20 protein-coding genes are annotated in these 15,881 nt (G+C 29.0%); 5 read left to right on the top strand and 15 right to left on the bottom strand.

The window, feature by feature from the left end; genetic code table 11:
* Nucleotides 1-24: 24 nt before the first annotated feature.
* Nucleotides 25-642 carry a flavodoxin family protein gene (locus C820_RS02075; protein WP_004035773.1) on the bottom strand — a complete coding sequence of 206 codons (618 nt, stop codon included), beginning with the start codon at nucleotides 640-642 and terminating at the stop codon, nucleotides 25-27.
* Nucleotides 643-664: 22 nt separating this feature from the next.
* Nucleotides 665-1,795: an aldo/keto reductase gene (locus C820_RS02070; protein ID WP_004035775.1), complete on the bottom strand. Its 1,131-nt coding sequence runs from the start codon at nucleotides 1,793-1,795 to the stop codon at nucleotides 665-667.
* Nucleotides 1,796-2,001: 206 nt separating this feature from the next.
* Between C820_RS02070 and rnhB the strand changes: the two genes are divergently transcribed.
* The 3 genes from rnhB to C820_RS02050 are packed head-to-tail and all read left to right on the top strand — an operon-like array spanning nucleotide 2,002 to nucleotide 4,624.
* Nucleotides 2,002-3,144 carry a ribonuclease HII gene (gene rnhB / locus C820_RS02065; protein ID WP_004035777.1) on the top strand — a complete coding sequence of 381 codons (1,143 nt, stop codon included), beginning with the start codon at nucleotides 2,002-2,004 and terminating at the stop codon, nucleotides 3,142-3,144.
* Nucleotides 3,145-3,153: 9 nt separating this feature from the next.
* Nucleotides 3,154-3,960: a peptidoglycan editing factor PgeF gene (pgeF, locus tag C820_RS02055; protein ID WP_004035780.1), complete on the top strand. Its 807-nt coding sequence runs from the start codon at nucleotides 3,154-3,156 to the stop codon at nucleotides 3,958-3,960.
* A gap of 13 nt (nucleotides 3,961-3,973) precedes the next feature.
* Nucleotides 3,974-4,624 carry a nucleotidyltransferase domain-containing protein gene (locus tag C820_RS02050; RefSeq protein ID WP_004035782.1) on the top strand — a complete coding sequence of 217 codons (651 nt, stop codon included), beginning with the start codon at nucleotides 3,974-3,976 and terminating at the stop codon, nucleotides 4,622-4,624.
* A gap of 10 nt (nucleotides 4,625-4,634) precedes the next feature.
* Here C820_RS02050 and C820_RS02045 read toward each other — a convergent pair whose 3' ends face one another.
* The 4 genes from C820_RS02045 to ybiA all read right to left on the bottom strand — a co-directional run bounded on the left by C820_RS02045 (nucleotide 4,635) and on the right by ybiA (nucleotide 6,937).
* Entirely contained in the window at nucleotides 4,635-4,826 is a 192-nt protein-coding gene (locus C820_RS02045; RefSeq protein ID WP_004035784.1) for a DUF951 domain-containing protein, read from the bottom strand.
* Nucleotides 4,827-4,841: 15 nt separating this feature from the next.
* On the bottom strand, nucleotides 4,842-5,687 hold the full coding sequence (locus C820_RS02040) for a mechanosensitive ion channel family protein (RefSeq protein ID WP_004035785.1): 846 nt from the start codon (nucleotides 5,685-5,687) through the stop codon (nucleotides 4,842-4,844).
* Nucleotides 5,684-6,385: a gamma-glutamyl-gamma-aminobutyrate hydrolase family protein gene (locus tag C820_RS02035; protein ID WP_004035786.1), complete on the bottom strand. Its 702-nt coding sequence runs from the start codon at nucleotides 6,383-6,385 to the stop codon at nucleotides 5,684-5,686. The genes C820_RS02040 and C820_RS02035 overlap by 4 nt, the downstream gene beginning before the upstream one ends.
* A gap of 72 nt (nucleotides 6,386-6,457) precedes the next feature.
* Nucleotides 6,458-6,937, bottom strand: coding sequence for a riboflavin biosynthesis intermediates N-glycosidase (gene ybiA / locus C820_RS02030; protein WP_004035787.1), 480 nt, complete (start codon nucleotides 6,935-6,937; stop codon nucleotides 6,458-6,460).
* A gap of 131 nt (nucleotides 6,938-7,068) precedes the next feature.
* Between ybiA and C820_RS02025 the strand changes: the two genes are divergently transcribed.
* Nucleotides 7,069-7,770 (top strand): 5'-methylthioadenosine/adenosylhomocysteine nucleosidase, encoded by a 702-nt coding sequence (locus tag C820_RS02025; RefSeq protein ID WP_004035788.1) that lies wholly within the window; start codon nucleotides 7,069-7,071, stop codon nucleotides 7,768-7,770.
* Between the two features lie 38 nt (nucleotides 7,771-7,808).
* Here C820_RS02025 and C820_RS02020 read toward each other — a convergent pair whose 3' ends face one another.
* The 9 genes from C820_RS02020 to C820_RS01980 form a co-directional block, all read right to left on the bottom strand.
* A complete protein-coding gene (locus C820_RS02020; RefSeq protein ID WP_004035789.1) occupies nucleotides 7,809-8,198 on the bottom strand; it encodes a hypothetical protein in 390 nt (129 codons plus the stop codon).
* 17 nt (nucleotides 8,199-8,215) lie between these two features.
* The gene (locus C820_RS02015) at nucleotides 8,216-9,610 is read right to left on the bottom strand and encodes an aminotransferase class I/II-fold pyridoxal phosphate-dependent enzyme (RefSeq protein WP_004035791.1); all 1,395 of its coding nucleotides are present in this window, start codon (nucleotides 9,608-9,610) and stop codon (nucleotides 8,216-8,218) included.
* Nucleotides 9,607-10,104, bottom strand: a complete 498-nt coding sequence (locus tag C820_RS02010) for a prolyl-tRNA synthetase associated domain-containing protein (RefSeq protein WP_004035793.1) — start codon at nucleotides 10,102-10,104, stop codon at nucleotides 9,607-9,609. Before C820_RS02010 ends, C820_RS02015 begins: the two co-directional genes overlap by 4 nt.
* Nucleotides 10,105-10,116: 12 nt before the next feature.
* On the bottom strand, nucleotides 10,117-10,962 hold the full coding sequence (gene rsmI / locus C820_RS02005) for a 16S rRNA (cytidine(1402)-2'-O)-methyltransferase (RefSeq protein WP_004035794.1): 846 nt from the start codon (nucleotides 10,960-10,962) through the stop codon (nucleotides 10,117-10,119).
* A gap of 23 nt (nucleotides 10,963-10,985) precedes the next feature.
* Nucleotides 10,986-11,729 carry a tRNA1(Val) (adenine(37)-N6)-methyltransferase gene (locus C820_RS02000; RefSeq protein WP_004035796.1) on the bottom strand — a complete coding sequence of 248 codons (744 nt, stop codon included), beginning with the start codon at nucleotides 11,727-11,729 and terminating at the stop codon, nucleotides 10,986-10,988.
* Nucleotides 11,719-12,582 carry a PSP1 domain-containing protein gene (locus tag C820_RS01995; RefSeq protein ID WP_004035798.1) on the bottom strand — a complete coding sequence of 288 codons (864 nt, stop codon included), beginning with the start codon at nucleotides 12,580-12,582 and terminating at the stop codon, nucleotides 11,719-11,721. Before C820_RS01995 ends, C820_RS02000 begins: the two co-directional genes overlap by 11 nt.
* The gene (holB, locus tag C820_RS01990; protein ID WP_004035799.1) at nucleotides 12,576-13,583 is read right to left on the bottom strand and encodes a DNA polymerase III subunit delta'; all 1,008 of its coding nucleotides are present in this window, start codon (nucleotides 13,581-13,583) and stop codon (nucleotides 12,576-12,578) included. The genes C820_RS01995 and holB overlap by 7 nt, the downstream gene beginning before the upstream one ends.
* A 20-nt stretch (nucleotides 13,584-13,603) precedes the next feature.
* Complete coding sequence (locus C820_RS01985) at nucleotides 13,604-13,930, bottom strand: cyclic-di-AMP receptor (RefSeq protein ID WP_004035800.1); 327 nt, start codon at nucleotides 13,928-13,930, stop codon at nucleotides 13,604-13,606.
* 180 nt (nucleotides 13,931-14,110) lie between these two features.
* Complete coding sequence (locus tag C820_RS01980; RefSeq protein ID WP_004035801.1) at nucleotides 14,111-14,608, bottom strand: DUF2798 domain-containing protein; 498 nt, start codon at nucleotides 14,606-14,608, stop codon at nucleotides 14,111-14,113.
* A gap of 237 nt (nucleotides 14,609-14,845) precedes the next feature.
* Between C820_RS01980 and C820_RS01975 the strand changes: the two genes are divergently transcribed.
* Entirely contained in the window at nucleotides 14,846-15,880 is a 1,035-nt protein-coding gene (locus C820_RS01975) for an MBL fold metallo-hydrolase (RefSeq protein WP_004035802.1), read from the top strand.
* Nucleotide 15,881: the final 1 nt, after the last annotated feature.

The raw sequence follows: 15,881 nt of genomic DNA, 5'->3' as shown, positions 1-15,881 counted from the left end.
CACCTCTTACATATTGCTAGTATTTTATCTAATAAAACTTGTAGCAATTTTTTCTTCTTTTTTAGGTAAACCATATTTCTGTTTTCCTAGTGAAATACTTTTGATTAAAAATGACATATTTTCTGCTAATAAACGCATTGTTTGAAGTCCTTCTTTATCTTGTGATGCTTCTTCAGCACTATTGCCATGTACGCTATTCCAATATTGACTAGGTGCTATAGGCATATTAGATATAGTGAAATATTTGTTTAGTTCATCAAATGTAGCAGATAAGCCGCCTCTTCTTGCCGTAACAACACTTGCTCCTACTTTCATTGTTTTATCAAAAGAAGTACTATAAAAAAGTCTGTCTAAAAATGCAATAAGTGTTGCATTTGCAGAAGCATAATAAACAGGACTAGAAACAACAATACCATCTGCTTTTTCAAATTTTGGTGCAATTTCATTTACAATATCATCAATGGCACATTTACCATGTGATGCACAATAGTTGCAAGCCATACAACCTCTCACTGCTTGACTTCCTAACTGTATTAATTCTGTATCAATACTGTTTTTTTGAAATACCTTTTCCATTTCACTTAAAGCTGTAAAACCAGCTCCATTTTTGTGAGGACTACCATTGATTAATAATACATTCATTTTTTTCTCTCCTTATATAATATTATGATTTTAATTTTGACGTAAAATCAGCAAGTGCTTCTGATATTTTGATTTGTTGAGGACAAACTGCTTCACAGCTTTTACAAGCTATGCAAGCACTTGGACGTTTTTGTTCTGGAAGTGTTCCAACTACCATAGGGGCGATAAATCCGCCGCCTGTAAAACAATATTCATTATAAAGTTCTAGAAGGCGAGGAATGTCTAATTGCTGAGGACAATGTGTTGTACAATAATGACAGGAAGTACAAGGCAATTTTCCATTTAACATACCATCAGCAATAGTAAATAATGCTTGTTTTTCCGTTTTATTTAATGGTTTTTCTGTTTGAAATATTTGTATATTTTGTTTTAACTGTTCCAAAGAAGACATACCAGAAAGTATCATAGTTACTTCTGGTATACTCTGCAAAAATCGAAATGCCCATTCTGTAGCATCTGCCTCTGGTCTAAACTGTTTTAATGTTTTTGTGTCATTTCCAGAAAGTTTACAAAGTTTACCACCTCTAAGAGGTTCCATTACCCAAATAGGAATATTATATTGTTTTAAAAGTTCTATTTTATCATCTGCATGTTGAAATGATAAATCTATGTAATTTAACTGTATTTGGCAAAATTCCATATCTTTTCCATACTTTTCTAAAAAGCGTTTCATAACATCATAACTACCATGTACAGAAAATCCTAAATAATGAATTCTACCATTTTGTTTTTGTTTCATAAGATATTCGTGTATTTTATACTTTTCATCAAGATATTGTTCAATATTTAATTCACATACATTATGAAATAAATAAAAATCAAAATAATCTACTTTGCACTTTTCAAGCTGTTTTTCAAAAATTTGTTCTACTTTATCCATATTGGAAACATCATAGCCTGGAAATTTTGTTGCTAAGTAGTATTTTTCACGAGGGTATTTGTTCAATATATTTCCTATTACAATTTCTGAATTTCCATTGTGATAGCCCCAAGCCGTATCATAATAATTAATACCATTTTTCATAGCATAAGCAATTATTTCTTCTGTTTTTTGTTCATCTATTTTTGCATTATTTTCTTCTACCAAAGGTAAACGCATAGAACCCATACCAAGTGCTGACAATTTTAATTGTTTAAAACTTTTATGAACCATATTGTTTCCTCCTTTGTGTAAAGCTATTTTTACTGTAGTACAACTATTATACTCCTTAAAGTGTACTTTAAGTCAATATTTTTTTATAAAAAGTGCTATATTTTCACTATGATACTGTTCTGAATGTTATCACTTACTATTTTTTAGAAATCAAATATGTGATATACTATTAAAACAAAGTATTTATATAAAAAGGAGGTATCAATGTGGAAAGCATAAGCAAAATAAAAACTAAGTTTTTATCTGCATCAGTACAAGAGATTTCTGCTCTTATTTGTCAATATCAATATGATACAAGAAAGGGAGTACAAAATATACTCTGCCAATATCAAAAAAGAATAGAAGCTTATCAAAAAGAACAGTTACGACTAGATACTATGCTAACATTTGAAAAAGAATGTTATCAAAAAGGTTATCATATTGTTGCAGGAATTGATGAAGTAGGTAGAGGGCCTCTTGCTGGTCCTGTTGTAACAGCTGCAGTTATACTTCCTGAAAATTGTAAAATAGAAGGTGTAAATGACTCTAAAAAACTTTCAGCTAAAAAAAGACAAGAATTATATCATGTGATATGCGAAAAAGCAATTTGTTATAGTGTAGGTGTTGTATCAGCAGAACGTATTGATGAAATCAATATATTGCAGGCAACTTATGAGGCAATGAGAGAAACATTAGCAAAGCTTTCTGTTACACCAGAATTTGTATTAGCTGATGCTGTGCATATTCCTCATATTACAATACCTCAAAGGGGCATTATAGGTGGTGATGGTAAAAGCATTTCTATTGCAGCAGCAAGTATTGTTGCAAAAGTAACAAGAGATGCTATGATGGAAGAATTTTCAAAATTATATACACAATATGGTTTTGAAAGAAATAAGGGATATGGTTCACAAGAACATATACAGGCAATTAAACAATATGGCATTTGCGCTATACATAGAAAAACGTTTATAAAAAATATAATTTCTACAGAACAAAATGAAACAAAATTAGATAATAGAGCAAAGGGAACAAAAGGAGAACTGTTAGCAGTAAAAGAAATGCAAAAAATAGGCTATACTATATTAGAAAAAAATTATTATAGTGAATATGGTGAAATTGACATTATAGCACAAAAACAGAATATGATTGTATTTACAGAAGTAAAACTTCGCCAAACAGAAAAAAATGGTCAGCCTTGTGAAGCAGTTACAAAACAAAAACAAAAAAAGATTATACAAACAGCAAAACATTATATTGCACAAAATAATGTTATGGATTTAAATATGCGTTTTGATGTAGCAGAAGTATTGAAAAAACAGAATAAATATTATTTTCGTTATATAGAAAACGCCTTTTGGCTAGAATAGGAGAAAAATATGATTTGTCAAAAAAATAATTTAAAATATATTACATTTCAAAATTTAGAAAATACGAATATGGTAAAACATTGTATTACTACACGTTTAGGGGGTGTAAGTACAGGTGTCTATGCAGAGTTAAATATGAGTTTTACGAGAGGAGAACAAAAAGAAAAAGTATTACAAAATTATGATATTATTTGTAATACACTTGATTTTGATAAAAATAGTTTTGTACTTTGTCATCAAACACATACTACAAATATTAGAGTAGTAACAGAACAGGACAGAGGCATGGGAGTGACAAAACAAAGTGTTATAAAAGATACAGATGGATTGATTACAAACATTCCAGGCATACAATTAACAGTATTTTCGGCAGACTGTACTCCTATATTACTTTTAGACCCTATAAATAAGGCAATTGGTGCAGTACACGCTGGTTGGAGAGGTACTGTAAATAGTATTGTACAAAAAGCAATTGAAAAAATGACAGAAAATTATGGTACAAATGCTAAATATGTTATTGCAGGAATTGGCCCATCTATAGGACAATGCTGTTTTCAAGTAGATGACCCTGTTGTAAAAGAGTTTCGCCAAAAACTAGATTTTGCAGATGATGTTATTATTAATGATACTGTACCAGAAAGATATAAAATTGATTTGTGGGAAACAAATAAACGTATTTTAATAAATTGTGGCGTACCAGAAAAAAATATTGAATTATCTAATATTTGTACTATGTGTCATACAGATTTGTTTTATTCCCATAGAGTAATGGGAAATGAAAGAGGAAATATGGCAGGTATTATTGCACTAAAGTAGGAGGTGTTTTGTTATGATAGAAATACAACAATATCTGAATTTATTTCAGCAAAAATTAAAAGAAGTATTTGAAAAAGATATATTCTTTTTTGGTATACAAGGCAGTTATGCAAGAGGAGAAGCAACAGAAAATAGTGATATTGATATTGTGGTAATATTTGAAAATTTGGGAACAGAACAACTATTAAAATATAAAAATATGATTGACACATTACCTTTTAGAGAAAAACTTTGCGGTTTTGTTTCAGGAAAGCAAGAATTATTACATTGGACAGCTTCTGAATTATTTCAATTTTATTATGATACTACTCCTATACTAGGAACATTGGATGATTTATTACCACTCATTACACAAGAAAAAATAAAAGAAGCTGTTAAAACAGCAGCTTGTACAATATATCATAGTGCTTGTCATAATCTGCTTCATGAAAAAAGTATAGAAATATGTAAAGCACTTTATAAATCTGCTGTATTTTTGTTACAAGCAAAATCTTTTTTAGAAAAGGGAATATATAGCAAAACAAAAACAGAATTGTTGTCAAGAGTTTCTAAAAGAGATGCTTTTATACTTTCTGATTTACAACATGAATTTTTACAACAAAATTTAGAAAGCTATTCTATTGCTTTAATAGATTGGACAAGCCGCATAATAATAAGTGATTGAGGTATTTGCCTCAATCACTCTGTTTTTGTTCTACTATTTTTTTAACACCTTTTTCAAATTTTTGTCTGGATAACATAACAAGATGACCACATTTACAGCATTTTATTCTGAAATCAATGCCTGTTCGTAATATTTCCCATTCATTACCACCACAAGGGTGTTGTTTTTTCATTTGTACTTTATCACCTATTGAAAAATTCATTTTTTATCACTCCTTTTATTCTCTTTTGATATGTACTGTTGTTTGTGTAAATGGTATTGTAATATTTTCTTTATCTAGTCTGTTTTTTATACGTAAACGAAGCACTCTTTCTACACCCCAGTTTTGTTTAACTTGACATTTTGCTACAATACGTATTGTTATTGCAGAAGCTCCCAATTCTGTGATACCTAATATTTCAGGTGTTTCTAAAATATATGGTATATCTTTTGTTTTTTCCATTTCATTTTTTAATATTGCTATAACATTTTCTAAATTTTCATTGTAGTCAATGTCAATATCTACAATAGCATTGATATAGTCTTTACAGTAATTTGTAATACTACCAATAGAACCATTTGGAAAAATATGTACTGCACCATTGGCATCTCTTATTTTAGTGGTTCTCATAGTAATGGCTTCTACAGTACCTGTTTTTCCTTGTATTTCTATAATATCACCTACGCCAAAATGGTCTTCAAAAAGTATAAAAAAACCATCTAACATATCTTGTATTACATTTTGAGCCCCTAGACCAATAGCAACAGAACCAGCTCCCGCAATGGCAATTAAAGAACTTTTTTCAATACCTAGTTCTGTTAATATGGTACATAATGCAATAAAATATAACAAATATTTTATAATACTAGATACAATAGAGTAAATAGTATTTGCTTTTCTTTCATCAACAGGTACTTTACTATTCGCTGCTTGTTTTAGTAAAAAACGTTTTACTGCTTTTCGACTTAATTGTATAAAAAAAAGACAAACAGCAAATACAACAAAACAATAAAATAATTTATAACCTAATGCTAATATTTTTTCAATATTTTTTTCTGAAAATAATAATAAAAATTCATTCAAATGAGTTTTCCCCTTTTTTGTATTGTATTTTGTATAAAAACTTGAAACAGCTTTTGCTGTATAGTATCTTGTGGCATAGCTTCAGGGTGCCATTGTACTCCCACAACAAAAGGTAATGTTTTATGTTCTATTGCTTCAATTAAGCCATCTTTACTTTTTGCTGAAATAATGAAATCATTTCCTGCTTGTTTTACTGCTTGATGATGGAATGAATTTACTGTACAGCTTTTTTGTTGAGTAATATGATATAGTATACTGTTTTCTATAATATCTATAGTATGTGTTGCTTCAAAACGTGGTGCTTTTTGAATATGTTTTATATTAGTATTTGTTTGTGTATAAATATCTTGATAAATACTACCACCATTACACAAACAAAAAATTTGCATACCTCTACAAATACCTAACATAGGTAATTTTTTGTGAAATCCCCATTGGCATAATTTTAACTCAAAATTATCTCTTATAGGACAGATTTCACCATTGTTAATAATTGGCTGCTCTCCAAATAAAAGGGGATTTACATCTCCTCCTCCTGTTAGTATAATGCCATCTATGATATCAGAAAAATCGTCTGTATCAAAAATAGCAATAGGATAGCCTCCAGCTTTTTTAACTGCATCAACATATCGCTGAGATAGTATATACTTTTGTAATTCATAATTGTAATCTGGTGTAATGGCTATAACTGGTTTCATTTGATTTCCTCTCCTTTTGTTATGATTTTATACATACGCTGAAAAAGAAATATTTATCACTTTTATTAAAATTTATGACAATGTTTTTCTTACCATCATAATGGAAAAGCCTAACAAATTTTGACCTTTCCATTGTGTCATATCAAAACGCTTTTCGTTTTTCATAGATAAACCAATACCCCAAATTTTGTCTTGTACAGCACATTCTGCTAAAACTGCATTTTCTGTTTTTATTAATTTTTTTCTAATTTCTTCATTTTGTCGGAACTTTTCAAGTAATCCCTCATAAACAATGATTTGTCTTGTACCATTCCAAATAGTATCATTATAATTTTTTACGGAACGTCCCAAAGCTTTTATTTTACCAGCATCTGATGTATTTAATATTTTTGAAGCAATATCATTGTCTTGAAACAATTTTGCTTTTTGGTACATCATATATTGCTCCATAGAAGAAAATAAAATATCATTTTTTGTAAACTCTGACAAAAACCAATTACTCAAATAACCATTAATTTCATCAGGATTATGAAAACAAATTATATTTTGCATTTAAAATATTCCCCCCATTTCTGTTTTATTTCTTTGTACAATAAGTTTTTATGTATTGTATGGTAGCATAAATGTATGTTAAAATAAAGAAGTTTTTAATATATTTTATTGTAAAAGAAAGGAGAATAAAATTGCAAAATATTGGTATTATTGGGGCAATGGAAGAAGAAATTGCATTATTACAACAAAAAGCATTTATTACAGATACAGAAGAATTTATTGGTTTAACATTTTATAAAGGGACATTATATAATAAAAAAATTGTGTTAGTAAAAAGTGGTATAGGTAAAGTCAATGCAGCACTTTGTGTACAAGTATTAATTGACCGTTTTGGTGTAGACTGTGTGATTAATGTAGGTGTAGCAGGTGCTATTTATAAACAATTGTCTATAGGAGATATTGTGATTTCAAAAGATACTGTACAACATGATATGGATACATCTGTTTTTGGTGACCCTATTGGCATCATTCCTCGTATGAAAGAGAGTTATTTTAAAGCAGATAAAACATTGATAGAATTAGCAGAAAAATGTAGTATGTCATTGAAATCAAAAGCAAATGTATTTTTAGGGAGAGTTGCCAGTGGTGACCAGTTTATTAGTACACCACAGGGTAAGCAGAAAATATGGCAAACTGTGCAAGGATATTGTGCTGAAATGGAAGGAGCAGCCATTGCTCATGCGTGTTATCTCAATCAAATTCCTTTTGTGATTATACGTTCTATATCAGATGATGCAGAAGATAAGGCACATATTGCTTATGAACAATTTGTAAAAATTGCTGCTGAAAATTCTAGTGAATTGTTAGAAAAAATGATTGAGATAATGCCATAATATAATAACATACAAAAAGGGTATATTATATACCCTTTTTATAATTGTTCCATTTGTTCAATTTTATCTAAATCGTGAGCAATAATTTGATTTTGTGTTTTAATACATAGTAAATCCATTTTACTTTTACCTATAATTTCCCCTTCAATGACTTTTTTTTGTATTGTTGTAATTCTAACACGCATACCACTATGAAATGCTTTTCCTTTAAAATAAACAGTATCAATAGGAAATAATTCATAACATTTTGCCATTAATTTTTCTAAATCTACTATTTTATAATCCATTGAAATCATCTGACGTTGTTTTATGTTTTTAATACTTTTTTTAAAACTATTGATACGCAATATTATATGTGTCACAAAATAAGCAATAATTGCTGTCAATATCCAATCTTGTATGGTTAATGTATCTAGTAAATTTTTCATATTGCTTCACTTCCTTTTTAACTTATCACTTCTATAGTATTTAAAGTGTTATTATGACAGCCTACTAATGAAATGTTTGCTTTTTTTAATATAACAATCTGCTTCATAATTTGTTTTGTAATAACTTCTCCTGGTGCTAAAAGTGGTATACCAGGAGGATAAGGAATTATAAATTCTCCACAAATTTGTCCTTGACATTGTGAAAAGGGAATTTGCTTTTTTTCTGCAAAAAAAGCATCTCTAGGACAGTATTTTACAATAGGCAATGTATTTTGTATTTTAGGTAATGGTGTTACATTACAAACATCACAAATTTCAGCATCAATTTGTGTAATGGCTTTTAAAAGCATATCAAATCCTTGTTTTGTATCTGCGGGACTTGTCATAGCAATAGCATAATGTAAATAACCCATTTCTAATATCAAATGATATCTCTTTATTAGTATATCATTTAATTCAATACCTGTCATCTGTCTTTGAGGTAATTGCAGTATTAATTTCGATTTATCTCTACAATAGCCTGCTTCATTTAATAATACAATATGTTTCCAATGTTTAGATTGTTCATGAAACCATTTTATATTTTGAACATAGTGTTCGAAGGCATATTGTGCTTCATTTTCAAGCCAATGACAGCAAAAATCAATAGCAGATAAAAATAAATAAGAAGGACTGGAAGTTTGTACCATAGAAAGACATTGTTTCAGCCTATTTTTATTTACTCTATTACCTTGTATGTGAATTACAGCTGTTTGTGTAGGACAGGGCAGCGTTTTGTGTAAACTTTGTATTACAATATCTGCATTTTGTTGTAATGCTGTTTTTGGAAAAAAGTCATGAAATTTCATATGACTACCATGTGCTTCATCTACAATAAGTAATATATCTTTTTTGTGTAAAAAATCACTTATTTCTAAAATATTTGATGTAATACCTTCATAAGTAGGACTTGTTATAATGACAGCTTTGGTATTTTTTGTAATAGTTTTTTGCACTTGCTCTAGTGTGACGCTTCCTAAAAAATCAGCATTTTCTATACTTTCAGGCAGTACATATATTGGCTTTGCTCCTGAAAGTATAAGAGCACTATAAACGCTTTTATGACAATTTCTTGCAACAACAATTTCATCTTCTATACTGCAAACAGAAAGTATTGCTGCCAATATACCACTTGTAGCACCATTTACTAAAAAAAAACTTTCTTCTGCACCAAATAATTCTGCACATCTTTTTTGAGATTGCAATAATATGCCTTCTGGTTTATGAAGATTGTCAAAATTCATTATTTCTGTGATGTCTTGAGAAAATATTTCAGTAAAAGCACCTAATCTGCCTGCTTTATGTCCAGGCATATGAAAAGGATAATATTGTTGTTGTGAATGATTTTTTAATGCTTGCCAAAGTTCTATCATTCTAGTGTCACCACTTTATAATCGTGTCCAGAAGCAGGTAATATTTTTTGAATAAAGTCATTTATAGAAAGTGCTACTGTAGCAGTGTTAACACAAGGGTGCATTGCAATTTTTTCCATATTTAACACATCAGCATCTATTAAAAATTGTACTTTTTTTTCTGTATCAAAAAGAAGTCCTAAAGGACTAACAGCACCTGGATGAATTTTTAAATATTGCCACATATGTTCTTCACCTGCAAATGTCATACGAGGAACCCCCACTTGTTTGGATACTTTTCCTGTATTAAATTTTTTGTTTCCTTGCATAAAAAGTAAAAAAAATTCTGTTTTATGTCTGGAGGACAAAAAAAGATTTTTACAAATTGAAAACCCCATTTTTTTATCTAATTCTTTTGCTGCTTCAATAGTATATAAAGGTTCATGTTCATATTTTATGTAATCAACATTTAATTCTTGTAATATTTCATATACTTTTTGTTCTACATTTTCCATTATGTTATCTCCTTACTTTTTGTGATAATAAGCATAAATTTCTCTTTTAGAAACACCTCTATCTTTTGCTACTTGTTTCATTGCTTCTTTTTCAGAAAGATACTGTGACAAATACTGTGACATATGTTCTTCTATAGATATTGATTGATAATTTTGCTGTTGTTGCTTTTTTTGCTCTGCTAACGAAACACCTTCTATTGCTAATACGAATTCTCCTTTAGGTGCATTTTGTGTGTAGTAAGTAATATGTCCTTGTATGGTGTCTTTACGTCGTTGCTCATATTTTTTGGTTAGTTCTTTCATGATAACTACTGTTCTATATTGTCCGAGCGTTTCTGAAAGTTCTTTTAATGTATGAAGTAATCTGTGAGGTGCTTCATATAATAATATAGTACGATGTTCTTTTGATAATGAATTTAATATCATATAACGCTCTTTTTTATCAGAAGGTAAAAAACCCTCAAATACAAAACGACGAGTATCTAACCCAGAGAGTACCAAAGCAATAATACAAGCAGATGCACCAGGTACTACGGTTACAGTAATATCATTTTCATAACAAAGTTTTATTAAATCTGCACCAGGGTCAGAAATGCCAGGCATACCTGCATCTGTTACTAGTGCTATATTACTACCTTGCTGCAATTTTTCAATAAGCTGTAATCCTTTTGTTTGTTTATTATGTTCATGATAACTTGTCATAGCAGTATTAATTTGAAAATGATTTAATAAATGTAATGTATGACGTGTATCTTCTGCTGCAATGATGTCTACTGCTTTTAATAAATGAAGTACTCTTATGCTAATATCGTCTAAATTTCCTATAGGTGTACCACATAGATATAATGTTCCAGACATTTTTTCCTCCTTAATAAAAGGTGTTATTCGTAATATATTTTTTTGATTTCTTCTGTATAATCACCATCATTTTGATAAATGACAAGAGGAGCTTCTACTTTTATCATAGCTTTTCCATTTCTAGCACCTTCTATTAAAAGTAGTGAAGGTTCTTTATTTGCATAAGACTGTACAAAACGTAGTCTTTTAGGTTCTAGGCGATGTTGTCGCATAAGTGCAATAATATCTGCTAATCTATGAGGCTTATGCACCATATAAAATCTACCACCTGTTTTTAACAATTTAGAAGCGTTATAAATAATATCTTCTAAATTGCATAATAATTCATGTCGTGCGATAGCTTTTGGAGCATAATCATTTTTTAGACCACCGCCATCGTTTATATAAGGGGGATTTGATGTAACAACATCAAATACTGCACTACCATAAATAGAAATTGCTTTTTTAATATCTCCTTCATCAATGGTTATTTTTTTTTCTAAACCATTTAATGCTACACTGCGTCTTGCCATTTCTACACTTTCTTTTTGTATTTCAATACCTGTAAAATGATTTCCTTTTGTTTTTGCTTCTAACAATATAGGAATAACACCTGTTCCTGTTCCTAAGTCAATCATGTTTTCCCCTTTTTTGACTTGAGTAAAATCAGAAAGCAATACCGCATCAATACCAAAACAAAACATTTTAGTATTTTGTATTAATAAATAACCATTTCTGTGTAAGTCATCTATTCTTTCTTCTGGTTTGATTTCTATATCATTGTTCATACTGCTCCTCCACAGTTTTTATTTTTTTTACTTTTTTTTGTTTGCATACTGTAATTTCATCTAAACTATAAAAATTAATAGTAGGAGGATCATTTTCTTTTTTTCTAACGGCTGCTTTTACTGTCTGCATCAATACATTTGTAGAAAGTATTTCTCCTGTACCATCTACTGTAGTAATAATATCTCCTACATTAGGCAAATTTTTATTTAATTCTTCATAAATATCTTCTTCATATTTTAAACAGCACATTAGTCTGCCACAAATACCAGATATTTTAGTAGGATTTAATGATAAACTTTGTTCTTTTGCCATTTTGATAGAAACAGGCTGGAAATCCCCTAAAAATGTGGCACAACAGAGAGGTCTGCCACAAATGCCTATGCCATTTCTCATTTTTGCTTCATCTCTAACACCTATTTGACGCAATTCAATACGCATTCTAAATATAGAAGCAAGTTCTTTGACTAATTCTCTAAAATCCACTCTACCATCAGAAGTAAAATAAAATATTAATTTGATTTGGTCAAATGTAATTTCTGCATCAATCAATTTCATATCTAATCCATGTTGTGCAATTTTTTCTAAACAAATGTCAAATGCTTCTTTTTCTCTTATTTTATTTTTTTCTTCTATTAATAAATCTTCTTCTGTTGCTTGTCTTTGTACTTTTTTTAAAGGTTGTACAATACTTTCATCTGGTACAAGTGTATTTTCTTTTATCACTATACCGCATTCTATTCCTCTAGCTGTTTCAACAATGACATGGCTGCCTTTTAACATTTCCAGTCCATCTGGGTCAAAATAATACATTTTTCCCGCTTTTTTAAAACGAACTCCTACAATTTCTACCATATTTTTGAACTCTCCTTTAGTTTCATAAGCATCACTTCCATAGTAAGCTGAAAATTACCGTTAACAGATAATTGTTGTTTTGCTTGCCAGACTGCATTTATTTTTTCAATAATATCAGCTTCATTTTGTTTTTTGGATTGTGCAATAATATTTTTTTTCTGGTCTTTTTGTATAATATATTTTTCATCATTACATTTAATATATGCTAATAAATCTCTGTACCATAAATACATAATATCTAAAAATTGCTGGTTTTGTTTATATGTTTCTAATTCTTTCGCCATAAAAATTGCTTCTGATAAATCATCATTTTGTTTAGAAAGAGAGAGTAGTTTTTGTATAATATCATTTCTCATAGTAGAAAATGTTTCAGATGTAGCTATTTCTATTGATTTTCCGATACTTCCTTGGGCATATTCTGCAAAAATGCTCGCATTTTCTTTTTCTGCAAAATGATGATTACAAAGATATTGCTCTATTTTGTCTGTGGAAATAGTACGTAATTTGATTACAACACATCTAGATAATATAGTAGGTAAAATTTTATCTATATTATTTGTTAAAAGAAATATCATGCCATAATAAGGTGGTTCTTCTAATGTTTTTAATAAGGCATTTTGTGCTGCGATGGTCATAGTATCTGCTTTATCTACAATAAATATTTTATAAGGATATTTATATTGTTTGATTTCCATATTTTTAATAAGCTGTTGTCTAATATCTTCTATACTAATACTATTTTTATTTTTTTCTGATGTTATATAAAATATATCAGGGTGATTTTTACTGTCAAATGTACGACAGCTAGTACATTCATTGCAAGGTGTAATATTTTGTTTTTCACATTGCATTGTTTTTGCAATAGTATTCGCTAATAACTTTTTGCCAGTACCTGCTTCTCCTTGTATGATATAAGCATGAGAAATATGTTTTTTTTGTATAGATTTTTGTATTTGTTTTATCATTTGTTCATTTCCTATAATTTCTTCAAATGTGTACATATTTCCCTCCTATGTCAATATTAAAATTTATGGAATTGTTCTACATCTATTACAAATACAGTTGCTCCTCCAACTCGTACCTCAATAGGTTTTGGCATAAATCCGTGAACACTTCCATAAGGAGCAGGCAATGTTGTAAATTGATTTCTGCTTTTACAATTTGTTTCTAATATATGAAGTACATTTTCAATTTTTTCTTCTTCTACACCTGTTAAAATAGTGGTGTTTCCAGAACGCAAAAATCCACCTTTTGTAGAAAGACGTGTTACTTGAAAACCGTCATCATTTAAGTGTCCTATTACATTTCCTGCATCATCATCTTGTATAATTGCAACAATTAATTTCATAATATAAAACCTCCTATATTGGTGTATTCTTTTATTTTAATAAAAATGATTATTTTATCATTCTATGAATTTAAGTGTAGTTTATTATATCATACTTTTTAATACTATGGATAATATTCTTACAAAACAATACCACTAATCAATGAAATTAGTGGTAAATATTTTAAATACTATATAAAATTATGATTTTATAATATCAATTTTATCATTTTGCTGATGTAATTTTAATAGAATAAATCTTGCAATAGGCTGTGCAATGAAAAGTTCTACTGCGAAAGAAATGGAAAAATTGCGAGGCCATTTATAAAAAAAGGACTTTATTGGTTCAATACTAATTTGTCTGCTTCCTATCCAAGTGCCTACTACTGTTAAAAATATAGACATTAAAAATACAGTACATAATATATTTATAATAATATGGGATTGGAAACTATCACCTTTTTGAACAATTTTTTCTGTAAGCCATTCAGCAGGTTTATATGTTAATAGTACGAAAAAAATAACACTCACCCATATAAAAGGAATAACATTTAAAACATCAGTCCAAATATACAGATGAAATCCTGCTTCAAAACAAGTAATGAGTGGTGCAATAATGTTGACAGACAATATTGATATGACAGCTATAAAAATTGCAAATTCTTTTTTGTTTCTTGGTAATTTCATGTAAAAGTCCATTATTTTATTCTCTCCTTTTTTTGCATAAAAAAACAAGCGTAAAGCCGATATGACTTTACGCTGAACAATTTTACGCGTTTATTTGATATTTTTTACAATAAATTATAATATAATTTTTTTTATTTTTCAAGCAAAAAATTTATAATATTTAAAAAAAGAATATATTTTCCTAGTTGAGAATTGCAGTAAAAAAACATATAATAAAATGTAACATATTGTAAAAGGAGAGTTGATTTTTTGATAATAAAAATAAATGATGTACCTGCTATATATCAAATATATGTTCCTTTGCCAGATAATCCTTTAAAAAATTTAAATTGTTATGTACTAAAATCAGGCAATGAAACATTGATGATTGATACAGGATTTAACAGACCTGAATGTAAACAAGCTTTAGAATGTGGAATGAAAGAATTAGAAATAGATGTAGAACAGATTTCTCTTTTTTTAACACATTTACATTCTGACCATGTAGGATTAGTTTATGAATTAACAAAAAACAAAAAATGTAATGTTTATATGGGAAAAGTAGACTATGATTATTTTGTAGAAACTACAACAGGAGATATGTGGCTTAAAACAGAACAAAAATTTGAACAAGAAGGTTTTCCAAAAGAATATACTACAGCATTACGAAATACAAATCCAGCACGTAGTTTTGCACCTAGTGGTGTTTTTGAAGCAACTACATTAAATGATGGTGACACTATAAAAATTGGTGATTGCACATTACAGGCAATATTTGTGCCAGGACATACGCCGGGACAAATGTGCCTTTATATAGAAAAAGAAAAAATATTATTTACAGCAGACCATATTTTATTTGATATTACACCTAATGTTACATCATGGATAGGGATAAAAAATTCTCTAGAAGATTATATACAAAGTCTCCATAAAATAAAAAAAATACCTATACAATTAGCACTTCCCGCTCATAGAAAAAATGATATTAATGTTTATGAAAGGATAGATCAAATATTATTGCATCATAAAATGCGTTTAGAAGATACCATTGATATATTAGCCAAAAAACAAAATTTAACAGCATATCAAACGGCTTCATTTATGAAATGGTCTATGAGAGGAAAGTGCTGGGAAGATTTTCCTATTACACAAAGATGGTTTGCAGTAGGTGAAACAATGGCACATTTAGATTATTTAATTGCAATTCATGTAGCTGAAAAAATAGAGGGAAATGTTAATCAATATCGTTTGCTTTATAGTGCTGAAAAGTGTAAAAGTAAAATTGATTTATCAGAAAACAAATAGG

The sequence above is a fragment of the Clostridium sp. MD294 genome (assembly GCF_000364165.2).
Taxonomy (GTDB): Bacteria; Bacillota; Clostridia; order Lachnospirales; family Anaerotignaceae; genus Coprocola.
This window is presented reverse-complemented; position numbering and strand designations above follow the sequence as displayed.

Excerpts from the sequence above, each read along its gene's own strand:
- holB (WP_004035799.1), bottom strand. The coding sequence starts at position 13,583 with ATGTACACATTTGAAGAAATTATAGGAAATGAACAAATGATAAAACAA.
- C820_RS02070 (WP_004035775.1), bottom strand. The coding sequence starts at position 1,795 with ATGGTTCATAAAAGTTTTAAACAATTAAAATTGTCAGCACTTGGTATG.
- C820_RS02050 (WP_004035782.1), top strand. The coding sequence starts at position 3,974 with ATGATAGAAATACAACAATATCTGAATTTATTTCAGCAAAAATTAAAA.
- C820_RS02035 (WP_004035786.1), bottom strand. The coding sequence starts at position 6,385 with ATGAAACCAGTTATAGCCATTACACCAGATTACAATTATGAATTACAA.
- C820_RS02000 (WP_004035796.1), bottom strand. The coding sequence starts at position 11,729 with ATGAACAATGATATAGAAATCAAACCAGAAGAAAGAATAGATGACTTA.
- ybiA (WP_004035787.1), bottom strand. The coding sequence starts at position 6,937 with ATGCAAAATATAATTTGTTTTCATAATCCTGATGAAATTAATGGTTAT.
- C820_RS02015 (WP_004035791.1), bottom strand. The coding sequence starts at position 9,610 with ATGATAGAACTTTGGCAAGCATTAAAAAATCATTCACAACAACAATAT.
- C820_RS01985 (WP_004035800.1), bottom strand. The coding sequence starts at position 13,930 with ATGAAATTAATTGTTGCAATTATACAAGATGATGATGCAGGAAATGTA.
- C820_RS02020 (WP_004035789.1), bottom strand. The coding sequence starts at position 8,198 with ATGAAAAATTTACTAGATACATTAACCATACAAGATTGGATATTGACA.
- pgeF (WP_004035780.1), top strand. The coding sequence starts at position 3,154 with ATGATTTGTCAAAAAAATAATTTAAAATATATTACATTTCAAAATTTA.
- C820_RS01995 (WP_004035798.1), bottom strand. The coding sequence starts at position 12,582 with ATGGTAGAAATTGTAGGAGTTCGTTTTAAAAAAGCGGGAAAAATGTAT.
- C820_RS02075 (WP_004035773.1), bottom strand. The coding sequence starts at position 642 with ATGAATGTATTATTAATCAATGGTAGTCCTCACAAAAATGGAGCTGGT.
- C820_RS02045 (WP_004035784.1), bottom strand. The coding sequence starts at position 4,826 with ATGAATTTTTCAATAGGTGATAAAGTACAAATGAAAAAACAACACCCT.
- C820_RS01980 (WP_004035801.1), bottom strand. The coding sequence starts at position 14,608 with ATGGACTTTTACATGAAATTACCAAGAAACAAAAAAGAATTTGCAATT.
- rsmI (WP_004035794.1), bottom strand. The coding sequence starts at position 10,962 with ATGTCTGGAACATTATATCTATGTGGTACACCTATAGGAAATTTAGAC.
- C820_RS02010 (WP_004035793.1), bottom strand. The coding sequence starts at position 10,104 with ATGGAAAATGTAGAACAAAAAGTATATGAAATATTACAAGAATTAAAT.